The organism is Paraburkholderia xenovorans (assembly GCF_046030735.1).
Lineage (GTDB): Bacteria > Pseudomonadota > Gammaproteobacteria > Burkholderiales > Burkholderiaceae > Paraburkholderia > Paraburkholderia xenovorans_A.
Window position 1 is genome coordinate 138,875 of record NZ_JAQQBV010000003.1, and the last position, 21,575, is coordinate 160,449.

Annotated in this window: 9 protein-coding genes and 1 pseudogene; 2 read left to right on the forward strand and 8 right to left on the reverse strand. The window is 62.6% G+C overall.

Annotation, left to right across the window (positions count from 1 at the left end; all coding sequences use genetic code 11):
- Positions 1 to 68: 68 nt before the first annotated feature.
- Positions 69 to 1,121 (reverse strand): porin, encoded by a 1,053-nt coding sequence (locus PQQ51_RS03945; RefSeq protein WP_408495017.1) that lies wholly within the window; start codon positions 1,119 to 1,121, stop codon positions 69 to 71.
- A gap of 105 nt (positions 1,122 to 1,226) precedes the next feature.
- Complete coding sequence (locus PQQ51_RS03950; RefSeq protein ID WP_408495019.1) at positions 1,227 to 2,270, reverse strand: ABC transporter substrate-binding protein; 1,044 nt, start codon at positions 2,268 to 2,270, stop codon at positions 1,227 to 1,229.
- A 550-nt stretch (positions 2,271 to 2,820) separates the two neighbouring features.
- Between PQQ51_RS03950 and PQQ51_RS03955 the strand changes: the two genes are divergently transcribed.
- Positions 2,821 to 3,519, forward strand: a complete 699-nt coding sequence (locus PQQ51_RS03955; protein WP_408495021.1) for an alpha/beta fold hydrolase — start codon at positions 2,821 to 2,823, stop codon at positions 3,517 to 3,519.
- A gap of 181 nt (positions 3,520 to 3,700) precedes the next feature.
- Here PQQ51_RS03955 and PQQ51_RS03960 read toward each other — a convergent pair.
- From PQQ51_RS03960 to PQQ51_RS03985, 6 genes and pseudogenes are all read right to left on the reverse strand, one after another.
- Positions 3,701 to 12,037: pseudogene (locus PQQ51_RS03960) on the reverse strand (autotransporter-associated beta strand repeat-containing protein); the annotation flags it as partial.
- Positions 12,034 to 13,365 (reverse strand): beta strand repeat-containing protein, encoded by a 1,332-nt coding sequence (locus PQQ51_RS03965; RefSeq protein ID WP_459252342.1) that lies wholly within the window; start codon positions 13,363 to 13,365, stop codon positions 12,034 to 12,036. The pseudogene PQQ51_RS03960 and the gene PQQ51_RS03965, both read right to left, overlap by 4 nt.
- Positions 13,366 to 14,400: 1,035 nt before the next feature.
- A complete protein-coding gene (locus PQQ51_RS03970) occupies positions 14,401 to 15,639 on the reverse strand; it encodes a serine hydrolase domain-containing protein (RefSeq protein WP_408495026.1) in 1,239 nt (412 codons plus the stop codon).
- A gap of 302 nt (positions 15,640 to 15,941) precedes the next feature.
- Positions 15,942 to 17,015, reverse strand: a complete 1,074-nt coding sequence (bsh, locus tag PQQ51_RS03975) for a bile salt hydrolase (RefSeq protein ID WP_408495028.1) — start codon at positions 17,013 to 17,015, stop codon at positions 15,942 to 15,944.
- Positions 17,016 to 17,182: 167 nt separating this feature from the next.
- Complete coding sequence (locus tag PQQ51_RS03980; protein ID WP_408495030.1) at positions 17,183 to 19,156, reverse strand: oleate hydratase; 1,974 nt, start codon at positions 19,154 to 19,156, stop codon at positions 17,183 to 17,185.
- A gap of 310 nt (positions 19,157 to 19,466) precedes the next feature.
- Complete coding sequence (locus PQQ51_RS03985) at positions 19,467 to 20,465, reverse strand: NAD(P)H-quinone oxidoreductase (protein WP_527250796.1); 999 nt, start codon at positions 20,463 to 20,465, stop codon at positions 19,467 to 19,469.
- 191 nt (positions 20,466 to 20,656) lie between these two features.
- On the opposite strand from PQQ51_RS03985, the gene PQQ51_RS03990 reads away from it, so the two are divergent.
- Positions 20,657 to 21,541, forward strand: coding sequence for a LysR family transcriptional regulator (locus tag PQQ51_RS03990; protein ID WP_408495032.1), 885 nt, complete (start codon positions 20,657 to 20,659; stop codon positions 21,539 to 21,541).
- The last annotated feature ends 34 nt before the right edge of the window (positions 21,542 to 21,575 follow it).

Below are 21,575 nucleotides of genomic sequence, written 5' to 3' on the forward strand. Positions count from 1 at the left end.
CCCTGTGAGCGGCGAGTCGCATTGCAGTCGCGTAGCCGCCGACGCTCGGGAGATCGCAAACAGGTTTTTTAGAACGCCGTTCTGAGTCCGCCTCCCACGGTATAACCCGAGGAACGCCTCGTCGCCCGATCGGACAGTACGGCGGTATAAACGTCTGTCCGTTTGGACAGCGAATAGTCATAACCCAATGCCCACGTGTTGCGATACACCGTGCTATGACCGCTACTCTTCGAATACGCATCAGATCCGAGAATATGTCCCTGGCCGACTGGTATCGAGAAACCCAATTGCCCGGTGTTGACGCCGACGTTGCCTGTCGTGTCGTAATCCCAGATATGCTGGTACTGGCCAAAAAGTTTTACCACGCCGAAGTCATCTGATACGCCAATGTTCATCACCGACTGCGTTGTCAAACCGGGCAGCGACGTTCCAAGATCGCCAGGCGTAATGCTGAACTTGACTTGCTGCCACACAGCGGACGCAGCGAAGCCCCCCATATTGTAGGAAAGCTGCCCGCTCCACTTGTTTTGCCCCAGATGCCCCGCTTCGTTTCCAAAGGAATACGCCGCTTTTCCGGAAAAAGGACCCATCTGCGGGCTCACGTACATCACGGAATTCGACCACTCGCCGGCATCGCCAAATACACCTTGCCCATTAACCCCGACGTAAGTTTGCAGAATCATCGGGGAAAAAACAAAGGAGTTGAAAAACGGATTAAAAAATATCGCGGAAAGCCATAGCGGAGGAGTTAGCCACCCGGCTGTCACCGTTCCATAATTTCCTTTGAGACCAACGAAAGCGTTTCGCGAAAAAAGACCATCAGACGGAAAACCGGTACGGCCGAACTGACCGTTCATGATGTTGATGTAGCCTTCGAGCTCGAATATTGCGCTAAGGCCTCCACCGAGATCTTCAGTGCCTTTCATTCCCCAAAACGAAGCAGTCATGCCACCGCTTCCCGCAAGGACTTGAGATTCGCCACCCAGTGCTTTCTTTGCGCCGACAAAAGCATCGAGTACGCCATAGAGGGTCACGCTAGATTGAGCAAAGGCCGCCTGGCTGGTAATGCCAACACTCAAAATACTCAATTGAATCAACCGATTCAATTTCTTCTTCCTCACGATCATTCTCCTTGGTCTTGGGATTTTTTATATAACGGTGCTGCAGTTATCGGTTGCGGTCGTCGTCCTGTCGACGCGGGTTCCGCGGCGCTCTCCAAACCCGATTCATCTGTTGGACACGGATAGGGCTGCGCGATCGAGGTACTGGAAATCGACATACTTGAGCGGATCTCGCAGCTCCTTCTTTGGCAAACCGAATTTGGAGCGCAGTTCCAGAACGCGCCGTATGCCTTCGATATTCGGGCGTGCATCGCGAAACACGCCCCCATCGGGATCGGTCGCTATTCCGTAAGTCCTGTGCGCAAGATCCGGCGTCATTCCGGGGACATTGGCGACGAGAATTGCTTCGACGGCGTCACGATTGGCGGGCTGGTAAAGCCAGTCGATCCCCTTCAGAAGCGCGCGCGTGAATCCCATTACTTCGGCGTCATGGGCCGTTGCCCACGATCTCTTCGCTGTCGCCACGAATCCCTGATAAGGCCCTAGCTCATCTTTCACTCGCAGCAGCGTGTGAAACCCTGCTCGCTCACCCATGAACTCAAAGGGGGTACCTTGAATTGTCGCCACGTGGTTCGGGTCGGCCAGCATGTCCTGAAGCCGTTGGGGAGTGCTCCCCATCTTGACAAAGGTGACGTCGCTGCCATTCAGGCCATGCCGCTCCAGAATTTCCCGCAACACGAAAGCGAACCCCGTCGTCATGGCATCCACCGTGAGCGTTTTTCCCCGAAGGCTTTCTACACTCGTGTATTGAGGCTGACTGACCAGCGACAGAAACGAATTGTCGGTACCGGCAAACACAAACAGATCCGGGTTCGGCGGAATCGGCACCTCGTTCTGCCCCTCCTGGTAAGCGACGACATTGTCCATCGCCGTCATCGCGAGATCGTACTTACCGGCAAGTAATTGACTCATCTGCGACGCGGAATTGGGGGTGTAGGTCAGTCGCACGTCCAGCCCTTCCGCCGCAAAAAATCCCTCCCGTTGCGCAACCCACATCGGCAGATTCGAAGCGCCACCGAACGTGACGACGGTTAACTCATGCGATGACGCCTGCGACGAAAGAGAAACGACTTTTGCATACGACCCTGCCGCACAAGTAAGTGTCAGGAAAAATGCGATTGCTTGCCCAAGGCAGCCAGCAGATTTCATTTCGTAATCCTGTCTAGCATGATGATGAATAACCCATAAGATCTGACAATTAATTCCGGACACATTCCAGTGAATAGCCGGCGACAACGTCCCAGCGTCGCCGGAAACATTCCTACGCCTTGTATAACGCTGCATTGCCGGCAGACCGGTTCACGGCGAACTCCATCGCGACCTCCCCGACGACCGGGTAGCCATTGGCGACAGCCGGATGATTTTGCGGAAACATTATGCAATCGATTGCATTGTTTGACGGCCAATTTTAATTTGTCAATCTGTTTTTGCGGGACGGTCCGGGCGCCAGGACCGGCTCATCGCATCGCCGCCGCAGCAACCCAGCGAGCAGCGGTGCGGCAGGATGGGCTGAGTTCGATTGGTCAGTCCGGCGCTAGCACAGCCAATTTGATGAAAAAACCGCAATCGATTGCATGCAAATCCCCCGAATGGGGAACCCAACCGCGTCGACAAGCAGTTTTCCGCTAATTGATAGAATCGGGCCGAAGAAATACTTGATCGCAACCCAGCTCAACCCACCGCGCACCTGTGAATGCCCATGCAACCTATTGTTCTCGTTCCCGGATTGCTCTGTTCGGCAGAAGTTTTCGCATCCCAGGTCGCCGCTTTGTGGCCGTTCGGACCTGTTACGGTCGCATCGACGCTGGAAGGTAAAACAATCTCCGAGATGGCAGCCGCGATCCTCGCCGCGGCGCCTTCGCGCTTCGCACTCGTCGGCTTTTCAATGGGTGGTTATATTTGCCTTGAGATCATGCGACAGGCGCCGGAGCGTATTCTCAAGCTGGCGCTTCTGGACACGTCGGCGCGCCCCGATACCGCTGAGCAGAGCCAACAACGGCGGGCTTTGGTTGCTGCCGCCCGGACGGGCGACTTCAGAAAACTCGTGTCGGAAACTTTGACTTTCCCGCATCCTTCGCGCAAGGACGACGCGAACCTCCGCGAAATCAACCTTCGCATGGCGATGGCGGTGGGTGTGGAGGGTTTTGCACGACAGACTGAGGCAATCATCACGCGGATCGATAGCCGCCCCAGTCTCTCCGCTATATCCGTACCTACGCTGGTGCTCGTCGGAGATGCCGATCCTTTCACGCCGCCAGAGCGATCCGAGGAGATCGCGGCGGCAATTCCCAACGCGCGCTTGACCGTCGTGCCTCATTGCGGTCATGGGTCGACGCTCGAACAACCTGACGCCGTGAACAAAGCGTTGATCGAGTGGATCGCCGGCCCGTCACGTTGAAGGTCGCAACCTCCGACCTTCAATGCTCAACCTCCGACCTTCAATGCTCAACGTTCAACGCTCAACGCAACTGACTTCGCGGCGTCACATCTGGCTGAGTATCCGCGCTTAGGCCACGTAGAGCGCTAACCTGTTTGCCGACTACATCCGGCAAACAGGTCGGCCCAACGCATCCAGCCGCTCAGAACTTCCACCCGAGGCGCCCCCAGATCGCATTGTCGTGCGAGCCGCCGCCGTACTGTCCGCTGTACGACACACCGAGCGTCATGTTCTTCGCGACGTTCGCGTCGAGCCCCAGTTCCAGCACCGCAGTATCGCGCGCGATCGGCACGCCGGTCACGTCGAACGACGAGCCGCCGCTGACGAATGCGAGCGTCGAACCCGGCTGCGAATTGCCGAACGCGTGACGCCAGCCGGCCATCGCGTGTGCGCTGAACACCGCGCTCGGCAGTGAGCCGAGACGCGTCGCAATGCGCAGACCCAACGTCGAGAAACCGATGTTGTCGGTCTCGCCTGCGCCGCGCAATGCACCATCGCCGCCGTTTTCGGTGAAGCCGTCGGTACGCAGGTTCACGTACGCGAGGCCCGCGAACGGTTCGAGCGCGAAACGGTTCAGCGGAATCGCGTAGCCGACTTCACCGAACACCTGCGCGGTCTTCGCCGAGTAGTCGGCCTTGTCGTGATCGCTGAAACCGGTGAAGTTCGGATAGCGGTCCATGCCGATGTCGTTCCACGTGTACGACGCACCGAGCCGCACGCCGACCGGCCCGTACTGCGCGCCGCCGTACATCGCGACGTGATAGCTGTCCACCGACGCCGACGAGTTCAGCGCATTGTCGAGCGAGCTACGCGCGAAGCCGCCCGCCAGACCGAAACGCCACGTGTCGTTCAGCGCCATATCCGCACCGCCGATAAAGCCCGCCGTGCTGCGGTCGATACCGGACGCGTTGCTGTTGCCGGCCAGCTTGCTGTCCGAACCGTAGGCTTGAGCCCACACCACCGGTTGATACGGCCGCGGATCGACGCACGCATCGCGCGAGCCGCCGTGCACCGCGTCGGCGCTGCCCGGCAACGCGCCCTGCGCAAGCCGCGTGTCGCACTGCGCCGAGCCCGACGACAGCGCCGCAAGCGGCCCGCTGGTCGGAGCGAGACCCTGGCGCAGCCGGTCGGTCACCGCATCGCGCACATAACGGCTGTCGATCAGCAGCATGCTTCGGGTGCTCGCATGCAGTTCGCCGTCGAGCTGATTGAACGCGGTGCGCGCGGTTTGCGCATCGGTCGACAGCAGCGCCGGGATCAGCGTGCCGCTGGTCGGCACTGTCGCCAGCGCGCCGGCTACCGCGCCTTCGTTCGGCGTGGTCGCGACCGACGAGAACGCCGTGCCATTCGGCTGCAGCCGAACGTACGCATGCGTCGGGTCGTACGACAGCGTCGGCGTGAGGAACGCGAGGTTCGACGACACACCTTCGAACGTGCCGTTGATCCCGCCCGTCGCGGTAATGATCGGATAGCTCGTCGACGGCGTATAGACGCCCTGTCCGGCCAGCACCTGCACCTGGCCGCCCGCGAGCGTGGTGCTGCCGCTCGAAGTCACCGCGCCGCTTTGCTGCGGATTGGCCACGACGTTCAGTTGCGAGCCCTGCTCGAACAGCACCGTGCCCGCGACGTTCAGGCTCTGGCCCGGCGTGCCGGCCGTCGCGGTCGCGCCGGTGCGCACGATCAGTCCGCCGATTGTGCCGATGCCGGTCAGCGCAGCGCCGGATTGCACGGTCACCGTCGAATTGGCGGCCGAGCCGTTCACCGCGAGCGTGCCGCCCGCCACCGTGGTCGGTCCGCTGAACGTGTTGACGCCGCTCAAGGTCAGCGTGCCGCCGCCGGCCTTGGTCACCGAGCCGGTGCCCGACAGCGCGCCGCCGAAGGTACCGCCGCCGTTCACCGTCAGATTCGCATTCCCGAGTTTGATCGACGCGCCGGCCACGCCGTCCAGCGACGCGAAGTTCAGATCGAGCGGCGGCGTGCCGACGCTGCCGCCGGCATTCAACGTGCCGCCTTTCATCGTCAGGCCGCCCGTGCCGAGCGCACCGTTCGACGCGAGCGTCAGCGTGCCGGCGTTCACGACCGTGCCGCCCGAGAAGGAGTTGGCGCCCGCCAGCGTCAGGTCGGCTGCGCCGTTCTTGACCAGACCGCCGCTCCCCGACACGACGCCTGACAGCGTGGTATCGGCGCTGCCGCCGATCGTCGCCATGGCGTTCACCACGAGCGGATTGGCGAGATTGACACTGGTCGTCGCATCGAGCGTGGCCGGCGCGTTGAAGGTCAGTGCACCTGTACCGAGCGCCGCGTTGTTGCCGACGACCAGCGTGCCGCCGGTCACCGTCGTGCCACCGGTGTACGTATTGGCCGTCAGCAGCGTCTGCGTGCCCGCGCCGGCCTTGATCAGCCCGCCATTGCCGCCGATGGTGCCGCTGAAGGTGCCGTCCGTACCGCCGCCGAGCGTCAGCGTATTCGCGCCCAGCGCGACGTTGGAACCGGCCGCGCCGGACAGCGAGCCGATTGTCGGCGTGCCGGTCGCACCGCTGATGTCGAACGCGGTGCCCGCATTCGCCAGGTTGACGTTGGTCGTCGTCGACAATGTGCCGCCACCGGCTAGCGCGAGCGTGCCGGCGTTCACCGTGGTCGCGCCGGTGTAGGTATTGATGCCGGTTAGCGTCTCGGTGCCGGTGCCCTGCTTGATCAGGCCGCCGCTGCCGCCGACGCCACCGGTGAACGTGCCGTCGGTTGCATCGCCGAGCGTCAGCGTGTTGGCGCCGAGGTTGACGCTGCCGCCGCCGGTCAGCGTACCGAACGTCTGCGTGCCGTTGCCCGCCGACAGGTCGAAGGTCGCGCCGTTCGCGACGTCGACGATGCCGCTCGCGTTCAGGCTCGCGTTCGCGCCGAGCGCCAGCGTGCCGGCGTCGATCTGCGTGCCGCCGGTGTAGGTGTTGGCGCCGTTCAGCGTCAGCGTCGCGAGACCGTCCTTGGTCAGCCCGCCGGTGCCCGACAACGAGCCGTTCAGCGTCAGATCGTTCGCGCCGTTCACCGTCAGTCCGGCGTTCATCACGATGTTGTTGGCGAGCGTCGCCGCGGTGCTACTGGCGAGCGTCGCCGCGCCGCCTACCGTCAACGCGCCGGTGCCGAGCGCCGTATTGCTGCCGACAATCAGGCCGCCCGCGTCCAGCGTGGTGCCGCCGCTGTAAGTGCTCGCACCCGACAGCGTCGTCACGCCGCTACCCTGCTTCACCAGGCCGCCCGTTCCAGTGATCGTGCTCGCCACTGTCTGGTCCGTCGCCGCGCCGAACGTCAGCGAATTGCCGCCCAGCGAGATCGTGCTGCCCGCCGCGCCCGACAGTGCGCCGACCGTCTGGCTGCCCGCCGCGGCGCTGATGTCGAAGCCGGTGCCCGCGCCGGCCAGATTCACCGCACTGCCCGACGCAAGGCTGCCCGCGCCCGACAACGCGAGCGTGCCGGCATTGATCGTCGTGCCGCCGGTAAAGGTGTTCGCGCCGGTCAGCGTTTCCGTCCCGTTGCCCGCCTTCACGATGGCACCCGTGCCGCCGATCGAGCCGCCGAAGGTCCGGTTCGAGCCATCGCCGAAAGTCAGCGTGTTCGCGCCGAGCGTCACGTCGCCGCCCGTGCCCGCCAGCGCACCGATGGTCTGGTTCGCGCCCGCGGCGCTGATATCCAAGCCGGTGCCCGCGCCGTTGAGCGTCACGCTGCCGGTCGCCGCGAGACTGCCGCCCGCGCCGAGCGCGAGCGTACCGGCATCGATCGTGGTGCCGCCGGTAAAGGTGTTCGCGCCCGTCAGCGTTTCGGTGCCCGTGCCAACCTTGAGCAGCCCGCCGGTGCCGCCGATCGAACCGCTGAAGGTGCCGTCAGTGGCATCGCCGAGCGTCAGCAGGTTCGCGCCGAGGTTGATCGTGCCGCCGCCGATCAGCGTGCCGAAGCTCTGCAGGCCGTTGCCGGCGGACAAGTCGAAGGTCGCGCCGGTTTCCACGTCGACGATACCGTTCGCGTTCAGGCTCGCACCCGCGCCGAGCGCCAGCGTGCCCGCATTGATCGAAGTCTGGCCGGTGTACGTGTTGGTGCCGTTTAACGTCAGCGTGGCGAGGCCGTTTTTGGTCAGGCCGCCGATGCCGGAGAGGCTGCCGTCGAGCGTCAGGTCGTTCGTGCCGAGCACGGTAAGGCCGTTGTTCAGCACGATATTGTTGGCGAGCGTCGTGGCGGCGCTGCTGTCGAGCGTGCCCGGGCCGTTCACCGTCAGCGTGCCGGTGCCGAGCGCCGAGTTGTTGCCGACGATCAGGCCGCCCGCGTTCAGCGTGGTGCCGCCGCTATACGTGTTGGCGCCGGATAGCGTCTCGACGCCCGAGCCGTTCTTGACGAGGTTGCCGGTGCCCGTGACCGAACCCGCAAAAGTCTGGTCCGTCGCATCGCCGAACGTCAGCGCATTGCCGCCCAGCGCGATCGTGCTACCGGCTGCGCCGGACAACGCGCCGACCGTCTGGCCGGTGGCCGCCCCGCTGATGTCGAAGCTTGCGCCCGCGCCGGCGACGTCGATCGCGCCAGTGGCCGCGAGGCTGCCGTTGCCGGCCACCGCCAGTGTGCCCGCGTTGATCGTGGTGCCGCCGGTGTAAGTGTTCGTGCCGGTCAGCGTTTCGGTACCGCTACCGTTTTTCACGAGACCGCCGCTGCCGCCGATCGTGCCGCCGAACGTGCCGTTGTTCGCGTCACCCAGCGTCAGCGTATTCGTGCCGAGCGTGACGCTCGTGCCGCCGACGCCATCGAGTGCGCCGATCGTCGGTGCACTGGTCGCGCCGCTAACGTCGAGGCTCGCGCCTGCGTTCGCCAGATTCACATCGCTCGATGCCGACAGGCCGCCGGCCCCCGACAGCGCCAGTGTGCCGGCGTTGATCGTCGTACTGCCCGTGTACGTGTTCGCACTGGTCAGCGTCTGGGTGCCGCTGCCGTTCTTGACGATGCCGCCGCTGCCGCCGATCGTGCCCGCGAAGGTCTGATTGGTCGCATCGCCGAAGCTGAGCGTGTTCGCACCGAGTAGCACCGTGCTGCCCGCCGCACCGGCGAGCGCGCCGATCGCCTGGTTCGCACCGGCATTGCCGATGTCGAACACCGAGCTCGCGCCCGCCAGATTGACCGCGCCATTTGCCGCGAGACTGCCGCCCGCGCCCAGCGCGAGCGTGCCGTCGGCAATCGTCGTACCACCGGTGAAGGTGTTCGCGCCGGTCAGTGTTTCCGTGCCGCTGCCGGCCTTCACGATGCCGCCCGTGCCGCCGATCGAGCTGCCGAGCGTCTGCGCGGTGGCATCGCCGAAGGTCAGCGCATTGGCGCCCAGCGTGATCGCACTACCGTTCACACCGGACAGCGCGCCGATGGTCTGATCGGCGCCCGAACCGCTGATGTCGAACCCCGCGCCGATGCCGTTCAGCGCGACTCCACCCGTTGCCGCCAGCGAGCCGCCTGCGCCGAGCGCGAGCGTCCCCGCATCGATCGCGGTGCCGCCGGTGAAGGTGTTGGTGCCGGTCAACGTTTCGGTGCCCGTACCGACTTTCACGAGACTGCCCACGCCGCCGATCGAGCCGCTGAACGTGCCGTTGCTCGCATCGCCGAGCGTCAGCACGTTGGCGCCGAGAATGATGTTGCCGCCGCCCGTCAGCGTGCCGAAGGTCTGCAGGCCGTTGCCCGCCGACAGGTCGAAGGTCGCACCGGTCGCGACGTCGACGATGCCGGACGCCGCAAGGCTCGCATTCGCGCCGAGTGCGAGCGTGCCGGCGTTCACCTGGGTGCCGCCGGTGTACGAGCTGGCGCCGTTTAACGTCAACGCGGCGAGGCCGTCCTTGGTCAGGCCGCCGGTGCCGGAAATGCCGCCGTTCAGCGTCAGGTCGTTGCTGCCGAGTACCGTCAGGCCCGCGTTCAGCACGACGTTATTGCCGAGCGTGGTCGCGGTGCTCGTATCCAGCGTGCTCGCGCCGCCTACTGTCAATGCGCCGGTGCCGAGCGCCGAGTTGCTGCCGACGATCAGGCCACCTGCGTTCAGCGTGGTGCCGCCGCTGTAGGTGTTGGCGCCCGTCAGCGTCTCGACGCCCGCGCCTGCCTTCACCAGACCGCCGGTGCCCGCGATCGTGCTGGCGAGCGTCTGGTTGGTAGCGTCGCCGAAAGCCAGCGTGTTCGCGCCCAGCGCGAGCGTGCTGCCCGCCACGCCCGACAGTGCGCCGACCGTCTGGTTCGCGCCCGCGTTGCCGATATCGAACACCGAGCCGTTGCCCGCCAGACTCACCGCGCCGCCCGCCGCCAGGCTGCCGCCCGCGCCGAGCGCCAGCGTGCCGGCATTGATCGTGGTGCCGCCGGTGTAGGTGTTCGCGCCGCTCAAGGTTTCGGTGCTCGCGCCCTGCTTGACGAGGCCGCCGGTTCCGCCGATCGTGCCGGCAAAGGCGGCGTCGACCGCATCGCCGAGCGTCAGCGTATTTGCGCCCAGCAAAACACTGGTGCCGGCCGTGCCGTTTAATGCGCCGATCACCGGCGCGCTGGTCGCAGCGCTGACATCGAACGCGGCGCCCGCGTTCGCGAGGTTGACGTCGGTCAGTGCCGACAGATTGCTTGCACCCGACAGAGCCAGCGTGCCCGCATTGACCGTGACCGGCCCGGTGAAGGTGTTGGTGCCCGCCAGCGTCAGCGTAGCCGCGCCGTTCTTGGTCAGGCCGCCCGTGCCCGACAACGCGCCGCCCAACGTCAGTGCGTTCGAGCCGAGTACCGTCAGACCAGCGTTCAATGCAATGTTGTTCGCCGCCGTGACCGCGACGCTGGAATCGAGCGTCGCCGCGCTGTTGACCGACAGTGCGCCGGTGCCGAGCGCCGCGTTGTTGCCGAGCACGAGGCCGCCACCGTTCAGCGCGGTGCCGCCGCTATAGGTGTTGGCGCCGGACAGCGTCTCGACGCCGGTGCCCTGTTTGATGAGACCGCCCGTGCCGGTGATCGAGCCGCCGAGCGTCTGATTGCTTGCGTCGCCGAAAGTCAGTGAGTTCGCACCGAGCGCGACCGTGCTGCCGGCCACGCCCGCCAGCGCACCGATGGTCTGGTTCGCGCCAGCGGCGCTGATATCGAAGCTGGATCCCACACCGCCCAGCGTGACGAGGCCGCTCGATGCCAGGCTGCCGCCCGCGCCCAGCGCGAGCGTGCCGGCGTTGATCGTCGTGCCGCCGGTGTAGGTGTTGGCGGCTGTCAGTATCTGCGTGCCGCTGCCCTGCTTGACGAGGCCACCGGTACCGCCGATCGCGCCGCCGAAGGTGCTGCTCGCGGCGCCCCCCAACGTCAGCGTATGCGCGCCGAGCGATACCGCGCTACCGGCCACGCCGGTTAGCGTGCCGATCGTGCGGTTGCCGCTCGCCCCGCTGATGTCGAAGCCGCTCCCCGCGTTGGCGAGGTTCAGGCTGGTCGCCGAGGACAGCGCGCCGGTGCCCGCCAGCGCCAGGGTGCCCGCGTCGACCGTCGTCGCGCCGGTGAACGCATTCGCACCGGTCAGCGTCTGGGTGCCGGCGCCCTGCTTGACGATGCCGCCGCTGCCGCCGATCGAGCCGCCGAAAGTCTGGCTCGTCGCGTCGCCGAACGTCAGTGTGTTCGCGCCGAGCGCGACCGAGCCGCCAGTGCCGGCGAGCGCGCCGATCGTCTGGTTGGCGCCGGACGCGCTGATGTCGAAGCTCGCGCCTGCGCCGCCAAGCGTCACGCCGCCGCTCGACGCCAGGCTGCCGCCCGCGCCCAGCGCGAGCGTGCCGGCGTTGACGGTCGTGCCGCCGGTGTAGGTGTTCGCACCGGTCAGCGTCTCGGTGCCGATACCTTGCTTGACGATGCCGCCGGTGCCGCCGATCACGCCGCCGAATGCGCCATTGGTCGCGTCGCCGAACGTCAACGAGTTCGCGCCGAGTCCGAGCGTCGTGCTGACCGAGCCGGTCAGCGCACCGATGGTCTGCGGACCGCTCGCCGCGCTGATGTCGAACCCCGCGCCGGCGTCGCCGAGCGTCACAGCACCGGTCGACGCCAGGCTGCCGCCCGCGCCGAGCGCGAGCGTGCCGGCGTTGATGGTCGTGCCGCCGGTGTAGGTGCTGGCCGCCGTGAGCGTCTGGGTGCCGCCGCCCTGCTTGACAATGCCGCCGGTGCCGCTGATCACGCTGCCCAGAGTCTGGCTGGTTGCGTCGTCGAAGGTCAGCGTGTTCGCGCCAAGCAACACTGCGCTGCCTGCCACGCCGGAAAGCGCACCGACCGAGCGCCCGCCCGCCGCTCCGCTGATGTCCAGTTGCGCGCCGCTGGCCGCGAGGCTGACCGAACCGGTCGACGTAAGGCTGCCGGCGCCGGACAGCGCGAGCGTGCCGGCGTTGATCGTCGTGCCGCCGGTGTACGTGTTCGCACCCGTCAGCGTCTCTGTGCCACTGCCTTGCTTGACGATGCCGCCGGTGCCGCCGATCACGCCGCTCAACGCGCCATTGGTCGCATCGCCGAGCTCAGCGTGCGCGCGCCGAGCGCCACATTGCCGCTGCCCGACAGTGCGCCGATCGTCTGGTTCGCGGTAGCGGCACTGATGTCGAGCGCGGTGCCTGCGCCATTCAGCGTCACCGCACCTGTCGGAGCCAGCGTGCCGGCGCCGCTTAGCGCCAGCGTGCCGCCGTTGACAGAAGTGGCGCCGGTGAAGCTGTTCGAACCAGTCAACGTCACCGTGGACGCGCCGTTTTTCGCGAGGCCGCCAGCGCCGCCGATCGCGCCGCTCAACGTCAGCGGATTGGTGCCGGCGAGGTTCAGTACCGCCCCACTGGCGACATTGACTGCGTTGCCCAGCGTCATGGCCGCGCTGGTATCGAGCGAGCCGGTCGCGTTCACATTGAGCGCGCCGCTGCCGAGCGCCCCGGCATTGCCGAGCAGCAGCCCGGCGCCCACTGCATTCAGATTCGTGCCGCCCGTATACGTGTTGACGTCGCCAAGCGTGACCACGCCCGTGCCGGCCAGCGTCAGGCCGCCAGTGCCGCTAGCTGCGCCGGACAGTGTCAGCGCGTTGACACCCTGCACCGTCAGACCGCCGGTGCCGAACAGCAGCGTGTTGTTCAGATTGAGGCCGGCGACGCTCGCCGCCAGCGCGCCGCCATTCGACGTGATCGTGCCGGTGCCGAGACCTGCGGCATTGTCGAGATTCGCGACCGAGCCGGACGCGAGCGTCGCATCGCCGACCGCCGACGCGCCGCTGATGTTCCACGTGCCGCTGTCGAGCGCGAGATGCTGGAAGTTGATGTAGTTCGGCATGCTGATCGACCCGCCGACCGGCCCACCCGTGCCTTGCTGCAGATGCAGCGTGTTGTTTCCGCCGGCGCCACCGTCGACGACGCCGGCCGCCGCGAAGCCGAGCGAAAAGCCGAGCACGCCGAGTATATTGCCGCTCGCGCCGGTACCCGCCGACACCGACGAGCCGGTCAACGCATTGAACGTGTTGGTCGCGCCCGCGCCTAGCGACACGCTGCCGGTGATCGTGCCGGCATTGGTGAACGTATTGCCGAGGCCTGGCGTACCCGGCGCCTGAAACGCAACCCGTCCGTTGATGACGCCTGCGGCGCCATTCGTGAAGCTGGTCTGGCCGCCGCCGTACACGGCAATCGTCGGCATGTCGCCGATACCGATGCTAAGACCGACAAGCGGCGTCACGCCGATCGAGCCGGTGTTCGAAATATTGGTCACGCCGCCAGTGCCGTTCTGCACCGCCAGCGCTAGGCCGGTCAGACCGTTGAGGTTGACGCCCAGCAAGCCCGTCGTGCCCTTCATCGTGCCGCTATTGGTCACGCTGACCGTGCTGGCCGTCGCGTTGCCGATCACGATGCCGCTCGACAGAATGCTGCCGAGACCGAGCAGTGACGGATCGACGGTGCCTGCGTTGTTCAGCGACACGTTGTTGCCGGTGAGCGTCAGCGCGGTGCCTCCGACGCCCAGCAGTACGCCAAGGCTCGCTCCCGGATTGACGGTGACCGACACGTTGTTGGCCCCGTTTGAGTAATTGGGCGCCAGCGGATTGGCCGCGCCGTTGCAAGTGACGACCGAACCGGCTGTCGAGCAGGCGGCCTGCGCTGTTTTAATTCCGGCCCCGCTGAATACGAGAAGCACGCTCACTGCGAGCGCGGTCTTTTGCGAATTGAGTTTGTATTGACCGGCGGCGTTTTTCAAAGCTCCCCCTCGATAACGGCAATTGACCGAAAATCAAATAAACCGACTAGGCGTTTTAAACGCGATAACACTGATCCCGCCCGGTCGAATATCGACAGGCACGATTGACAGCGGTTATGCCGGCTCAACGCCTCAGAGCGCGCACGCGAGCGCCGCGCCTCGCCAGGCACGGGTTAACGGCAACAGTGAGAAAACGGCTACAGGCGCGACGCCTGCTCAGGAAAAGCACATGGTTGACGGCCCTCAGGTTGATATGCTCTCTCGTATATCTTTTTTTACAACCTTACATCGCTTTCATCAGCATATACAAAGTTATTTGCTCCGCCATGCCTATTGCTTATCTTTTTTTGAATTCAAAAATCAAAATGCATAGGCGAATGGCAAATATGTCCGAATGACCTTTCGCACTGCACTAATTACAACGGATTTAAACCATCTTGAATAAATGTGAACGAATGCAAACCAATGCAAACCAATAGGGAATAGTCCGCAGTTGTCGTCGATCTCGATGTCGAGGTATCGAATCGTGCTTTCCGGCGGAAGAAGAGAAAGTCCGAGGCCATCGGTTCACCCATCGATGGCTCGTCGCTTCAAGAAGAACTGGCGTTTAACGTGAATGTCGGCGCGATGTGACGACAGTTATCCATATTGCGCAACGAGTGCGTACCACAACGCATAAATTTCCCGCATGCCTGGGTCGTGATCATTAGTCCATACAGCCGTTTGCACGAGTACGAGTTTCGAACGTGGATCGACAATGATTCTTTGCCCGTCCATGCCTTGCAACGCGAACATACGGTGGTCGCCCGGCAGTATCCAGACCTGATACCCATAGCCGAAAATCGGGTTGGCCTTCCCGGCTGCCAGAAAGCTATCGGGAGAGGTCACGCTCGTCGTTTGTAGTACCCAGTCGTGCGGAACAATCTGTTGACCGTTCCACTTGCCGTCATAGGCCAGCATCAGTCCGAGTCTCGTCCAGTCGCGCAATGTAGCGCTCACGCAGCAGTAGGTAACGTCTTGCCCGGTCGGATCGCGTCCCCATGATGCATCCGACTCCATGCCCATCTTCTTCCAGATGCGCTCGCTCGCGTACTGTGCCACCGACATATGCGTTGCCTGGCTCAAAACCAGTCCCAGCACTTCTGTTTCAATACTTGCGTAGCTGAAATGCGTACCCGGTGCGCGCTCGCGTGTGTCGAAGCGCTCGACGGCTTTGATTGCCCCTACGCCGTTCCTGCTCAAAAGATCGCGGCCCAGTTTGTCGCGATCGTCGCCGGGGTTGCTGTCTTCAAAGAAATGGACACCGGAAGACATATGCAGCAGATCGCGAATTGAAGTCTGGCCGTACGCATTGTTAGCCAACTCCGGGACATAGGCATCCGCGAGATCGTCAATCGAGTGAATTGCGCCTTCCGATATGGCGATGCCGATCAGCATTCCGACGATGGTTTTCGCCATAGATTGCGACATGAACCGGTCGGTGTCTTTGCGAGCGTAGCGATAATGTTCGTAAAGGATCGTATTGCCGCGCGCGATCAGCAGACCGGTCACCGGATTGCGGTCGAGATAATCGTTGACACTCCGATACTGGCCTCCGTACGGGTAGTTCAGGCTTAGTTCGTGTTCGGAGGCTTTGAGTGTGGACGGAGCGCCGTCTCTCACAATCGGATCAGTCGGATGGACCTGATCGAAATGGGTGTAGTAGCCGACAAACTGCTTTTGCGTTCGCGCCTGCCCCGGTGCGGGTACGGGATAGTGGTCTGCTGCACCGTAAGCGTCTGCAGCGTAGCCGGTGTCGGAGAACACCGCGTCCGACTGCGCCATCGCGCATGACAACGCCAGAATGCAGCCTACAGTTGCCTTAATGCTTTGCAGCATTGCAGAGTTCCTTTTTCACTTCAACGAAGCAGCGTTGGACGGATGACGAGCATTATTTCGTATGTTCCGGTTAAACGGCGGATTGCGCTAATTCCCGTCGGTGACCGCCTTATGGTTTGCGTGGGTGCCGGATGAAATGCGCGAAGAACAGTTTCTCGTGACCACTGGGCCGGCTAGCCGAGGCACGGGAATAACGGCATCCGCCGGTCAAAGCGTTTCTTTCCTGGCCGCAACAGGAGTTGCCGCGCTGAGTTCGTCGACGGCAAGCCACGATACAACACAGCATCCCCTGATCGTCAGCGTTACTCGCCGGCGCCCAGGCCAAGGAATCGAAACGGGGGTGCAGGCTGAAAGTACCTCGATACTTCGCCATCGAAAGTATTGCGCTGGTCTTTACCGAGGTCGAGACGTTTGACGGGGGCGTTCATGGAGAAGTCGACCTTCTTCAGATCGACCCAGAAGGTGTTTGGCGTTAGAGCCGATTCAAAGAAATAGAGCAGGCGCTTGTGATCGGCGACAGTGCGCCAGCGGGTGGATGAAATATTCGGCTCATCCGGAGTGGTGATGCCAAACGGCACGGACACGTTTCGGATCACACTGAACACGCTGGCCAGTGCGAGAACAGGGTCTTCGTTTTTAGGAATGGCATTGACGTAGAACGAAGCGCGCGCAAACCGGTCGGCGGAGCGGTTTGTGCCGGGCAGCCAGACTGTGCCGCCAATGCCCTTCCAGTATTCGTTAAGCGCGAGTTGCTCGTCAAAAGTCGGCGAGTTGGTCATCACCTGATATTGCCTGCCGTGATGGATGACCTGCTTGCCGGCGATGTACTCGACGATCGCGCTGTCGCCGGTGGCATCCGACATCGCGAGGTGCAGGGTGGCGAGGCGCTGTTCTCCGGGGACGTTGTCCGTGACGATGGTGAAAGGCTCTTTCTCGAGCGCCGCGACAGCTTCCGAAACGGTGGCGAAGTTATCCAGCACGTATTGCGCCCACGCGGCGATGGTCAGTCCCGGCTTCGAGTTTTTGTCGAAAGCCGGGTATTGCGATTCGACGAGCCACAGAAGTTCCGCGGCGAGCCCCTTCTCGTTCATGCCGTCGGTGGTAGAAACGTCATAGCCGGTAGCGACGACGCTACCGTATCTGGCGGTCCATTTGAGTGAGTTCGGCCCGGCTTCGCCGGTGCGGGCCATGCCGCGCGGCAGAATGTACAGATTGGTGGCGATGTCGAGCTTCCAGTCCATCGATCGTGCCGTGATGACGTCGTTGTTGTCGCCAAGATAGACGACTCGCGTGCAGGCGAGCGACGCAAAAGGAATAGCAATCAGCGTCGCCGCGGCAAAAAGACAGGGAAGCATTGACCGGGCGACGTGGCGCATGGCGATTCCTTACGATTGTCGATGGATGCGGATCGATTGATTTCCGGTACTCGCAACTGAAGCGGTCAGATGACTCTGGAAGCAATATACCGTGGCGGCGAACGCCACGCTTTTCGATACGTGGGCCTGGCTGCAGCGAGACCCGGCGTACCGGGTTTGGTCGAGTACTAACTCTTCCGGGAAGAGAAGCTCTCCCTGATCTGCTCCAGCCAACCTCCGATTGCACCCAGCTTCTCACTACCCTTGCCGAGTAGATGCTTCAACTCATTGTCCGCTTCGGCGCGCGTAGAGCGCTCCCCGCTCGGGAGCGGCGGCAGAATATGAGCGTAATAAGTCCTGGCCAGCAACCGATGCAGCAGCCGTTCGCCGGGGAACGGCTCGTTGTTGTTCAACGCCCGCGCGGCCTTCAGCATCGAGCGGATATCGTATTGCGCCGGACTGATGTCCGGCACCTGCTTGCGCAGACCGAGCAGCGTATAGACGGCGATCCGCGCAGTGCGAATCGAACTGTCCATCGTAAAGATGATGTCGTTCGACGTTTCCACGAACTGCCCCATCAGGCCCAGATTGGTGCACCCCTCCGGCACCACGTGCGGCCGATCGCCTGCCGCGCGCGGCATGAACATCGCGGTGATGTAAGGCATCGTCGCGAGGCGCACCTTCGTGTTCGCGGCCACTGCATCGAGCTGATCGGCAATGCCGAGGTGATAGCAAAGCTCCGCCAGAATGTCGTGCCCGGTGCACGCCGGCATCGGCTTTTTGACGTGATTGCCGTCCTTGTCCATCAACAATGCATACGCCCACAGCACCAGCACGTCCTTCGGCTGGTCGGGAAAATGCGGCTGACGATTGCAGGTCACGCTCAGCACCCAGTTGGAATCGGTGAAGGTGATGATTCCACCGGTTACCGTCTTGCCCGAATAAGGATCGTTGACCGAAAGTTCTTTCAGCCGTTCGATCAACGGTGACGGCTTGCACGTGAGCGTCACTGATTCCCACATCGACCGATCGGTATCGCCGTAGAACTTCTCCGGCTTACCGAAGATCGGCGATTGACTGGCAAGGTTCTTCCAAAGTGCCCAGTCGCTGTCGTCGCCGGGATCATGCTTGCTGCGTTCGAGCACCGGCGCATGCTCCATGTCGCCATAGGCCGTGCCCTCCGTCATCGAGCCGGTCAACGCAAAGACCACATCGTTCGGGCCGATCGGAATGACCGTGTCAGTGCCGTCGACTTTCGCCCGAATGGCTGTCACCGTGCGCGTGTCACCGTGGACACGCATGTCGAGGTCGTAGACCCGCGTGGCGAACTGCACCTTCACGCCGGCTTGCTTGAGGTGCTTGACCAATGGCCGAACAAAGCTGTCGAACTGGTTGTACTTCGGAAACACCAGCGCGGACATGTCGGCAAGTCCATCGATCGCGTCGAGGAAGCGGTGCATGTAAAGCTTCATTTCGAGCAGGCTATGCCAATTCTCGAACGCGAACATCGAGCGCCAGAAGTACCAGAAGTTGGTCTCAAGAAAGCCGGCGCTGAAATATTGCTCGATGGTGATGTCGTCGAGATCCTCTTTGCGCTTCAGAAACAGGCGGATCAATTCCCATTGCTGGGATTTCGACAGGCCAAACGTGGAAAAATCACGAATCTGCCCTTGCTTGTGCATGAGCCGTGCTTTCGAATAATTAGGATCGTTGTCGTTGACGAGCCGATACTCGTCCAGCACGCTATATCCTTCGGGCAATTCGAGCGCCTGGATATCCTGGAACATGTCCCAGAGATTGTCGTAGTTCCAATTCATCTCGCGGCCACCGCGGATGATATAGCCGTCCTCCGGATTGCCTGCGCCGTCGAGCGAGCCGCCCTCGATCTTCAGCGCGTCCAGTATGGTGATATTTTCACCGGCCATGCCGCCGTCGCGGATCAGATAGAAAGCTGCGGAGAGACCCGCGATGCCGCTGCCGATGATCCATGCCTTACGCCCTTCCACGTCCTGATCTGGCACGGGCCGGTTGCGCATATAGGCGCCCATCATGTCGGGTGGCGGAAGAGGATTGTCCGGGCTGTTGTGCCAGTAGGCAGCCGATGCGTCGGTTTCGACGACAAAGTCCTTCCCGGACTCGCCGACGGATTTATGAATGCTCATGACAGGCCTCTCAGATAAATTGGAATTCTATTCGCGCGGCGAATAGCGCTTTTGTGTTTCGTCATGCGCCTTTCTTCTCTACGTTCTAAATTGCAAAAGACGAGATACTAATAACTTGATCCATCACGTTGGAAAAGGTTCCTGTTGCGAGTCTAAAGGACTACCGGACTACCGCTGTGAGTGCGACTCTATGCCACATAATGCGTGATAACGATCGGCAGTACGGTGCCAACATCATCCCAGTACATCGCAATTCGCAATGAATAAAAGGTATTCACCGGGCAACCGATCGTCGAGCAGATAGCAGATATCAGCCGATGAGATCGGCACCTGTCGTCAGCACAATCTTTCCAAAGTGCGTACCGGAATCGATCAACTCATGAGCGCCACGAGCATCGGCAAGCGCGAAGGTCTTGTAGACAACCGGCTTGATCTTGCCGCTCTCGATGAGTGGCCAGACCTGCCGCTCGAGTTCATTGATGATGGTCGCCTTGTCCGCGGAGGAACGCGATCGCAATGTCGAGCCCATATGCGTCAAACGTTTCGTCAGCATCGGCACGATGTCGAGATTCTTCGCCGGCCCTTTGATCACACCCACCTGGAGAATCCGTCCGTCCATCGCCGCGGCGTCGTAGTTTCTGGCCACGTAGTCGCCGGCAATGATGTCGAGAATCACGTCGACACCTTTGCCATCGGTCAACCGTTTCGTTTCGGCGACGAAATCTTCGTCGCGGTATTCGATCGCGAGGTCTGCGCCTAGCGCCAGGCTCGCTTCCCGATGCGCGGGCGAGCCAACTGTCGTGATGATCTTCGCGGCGCCGAAGGCCTTCGCCAGCAGGGTCGCGGTGGTGCCGATACCCGACGCGCCGCCATGAATCAATACCGATTCGCCGGCAACCAGCTTGCCACGCTGGAACAGGTTCAGCCATACCGTCATGAGCGTTTCGGGCATCGCCCCCGCTTCTACCAACGTCAGGCCTTTGGGGATATGCATCGTATTGTCGGCATGCGCGACCGCATATTCTGCGTAGCCACCGCCGGGAATCAACGCACACACCAGTTCGCCGATCTGGAATTGGGACACGTCCGAGCCAACGGCAACGACCTGGCCCGCCACTTCCAGCCCTGGAATGTCTGAAGCGCCGGGAGGCGGATCGTACAGCCCTTTGCGCTGGAAAACGTCTGGACCGTTGACGGCAGCCGCGTGGACGCGGATCAGAACCTGATCGGCGGCCGGCGTCGGCACAGGGCGCGTAGTCGGCACCAGGACCTCGGGACCGCCGGGCTGTTTGATCTCAATCGCCGTCATGGACGACGGCACACGATAAGTTGATGCAGACATGGATACCACTCCTTCATATGGATGAAGCTCGATTGATCCGGCGGAGCATTTGATACGAGCAACCTCATGACGGAGTTCAGTATAGGTCTCGACACCACTGCATATATGCAGCAATATTCGTACTTTGAGATGCAAATTTGCATCATTGAGGCGACGCGATGAACTGGGATGACGCGCGAGTGTTTCTCGCGGTGGAGCGCGAAAAAACGCTCCGTGGCGCGGCCAGAACACTCAATCTCGATCAGGCGACGGTCGGCAGGCGCATTGCTGCACTCGAGCACGCGCTACGTGCAACGCTTTTCCTGCGCACGTCCGACGGATACAAGCTGACCGCCGCAGGCGAGGCCGCGCTGCGATCGGCGGAGAAAATGGAACACTCCGCACACGAACTCGTCCGACGAATTCAAGGCACGGATACCCGGCTTGCGGGAGACGTAAGAGTCACCAGCACCGATTCGATCGCGTTCGAATTCCTGCTGCCCGCCATCGAGCGTCTGCATGCTGCGCATCCGGAAGTCCGCGTGCTGTTGGACACGTCCACGCGCATGCTCAATCTGGCCAGGCGCGAAGCGGATATTGCAGTCCGCTCGGTCAGGCCGGATAACCCCGATCTTGTCGCGCGGCGCCTGGCTTGCTGGCCCATGGCGCTCTTCGCATCGCATACCTATCTCGGGCAGCACGGCAAACCCGCCGTGGGCTCCGCGTTCGCGGGCCACGATCTTGTCCTCTATCAGGGAAACGGAACAGCCAATCGATCGCCGACTCTTGCTGGCGAGCCGATACACGCGGGACGCATCGTGTCGACCTTCAATTCCAGCCTCATGCTGCGTGCCGCGGTAAAGGCCGGCATCGGCATGGGCGAGCTTCCGATCCATCTGGCTGAACACGACGGCCTCGTGCAGATATGGCCGGAATCCGCGCGTGCGGCGGTCTATGAAGTCTGGCTCGTCACACATCAGGATCTTCGGCATACCGCGCGCATCTCAGCCATGATCGACGGCATCGTGTCGGCGTTCGAAGATCACACGAACCACTCAAAATAGTCCCGCACCCTGCTTATACAAAAGTCACGCTTGT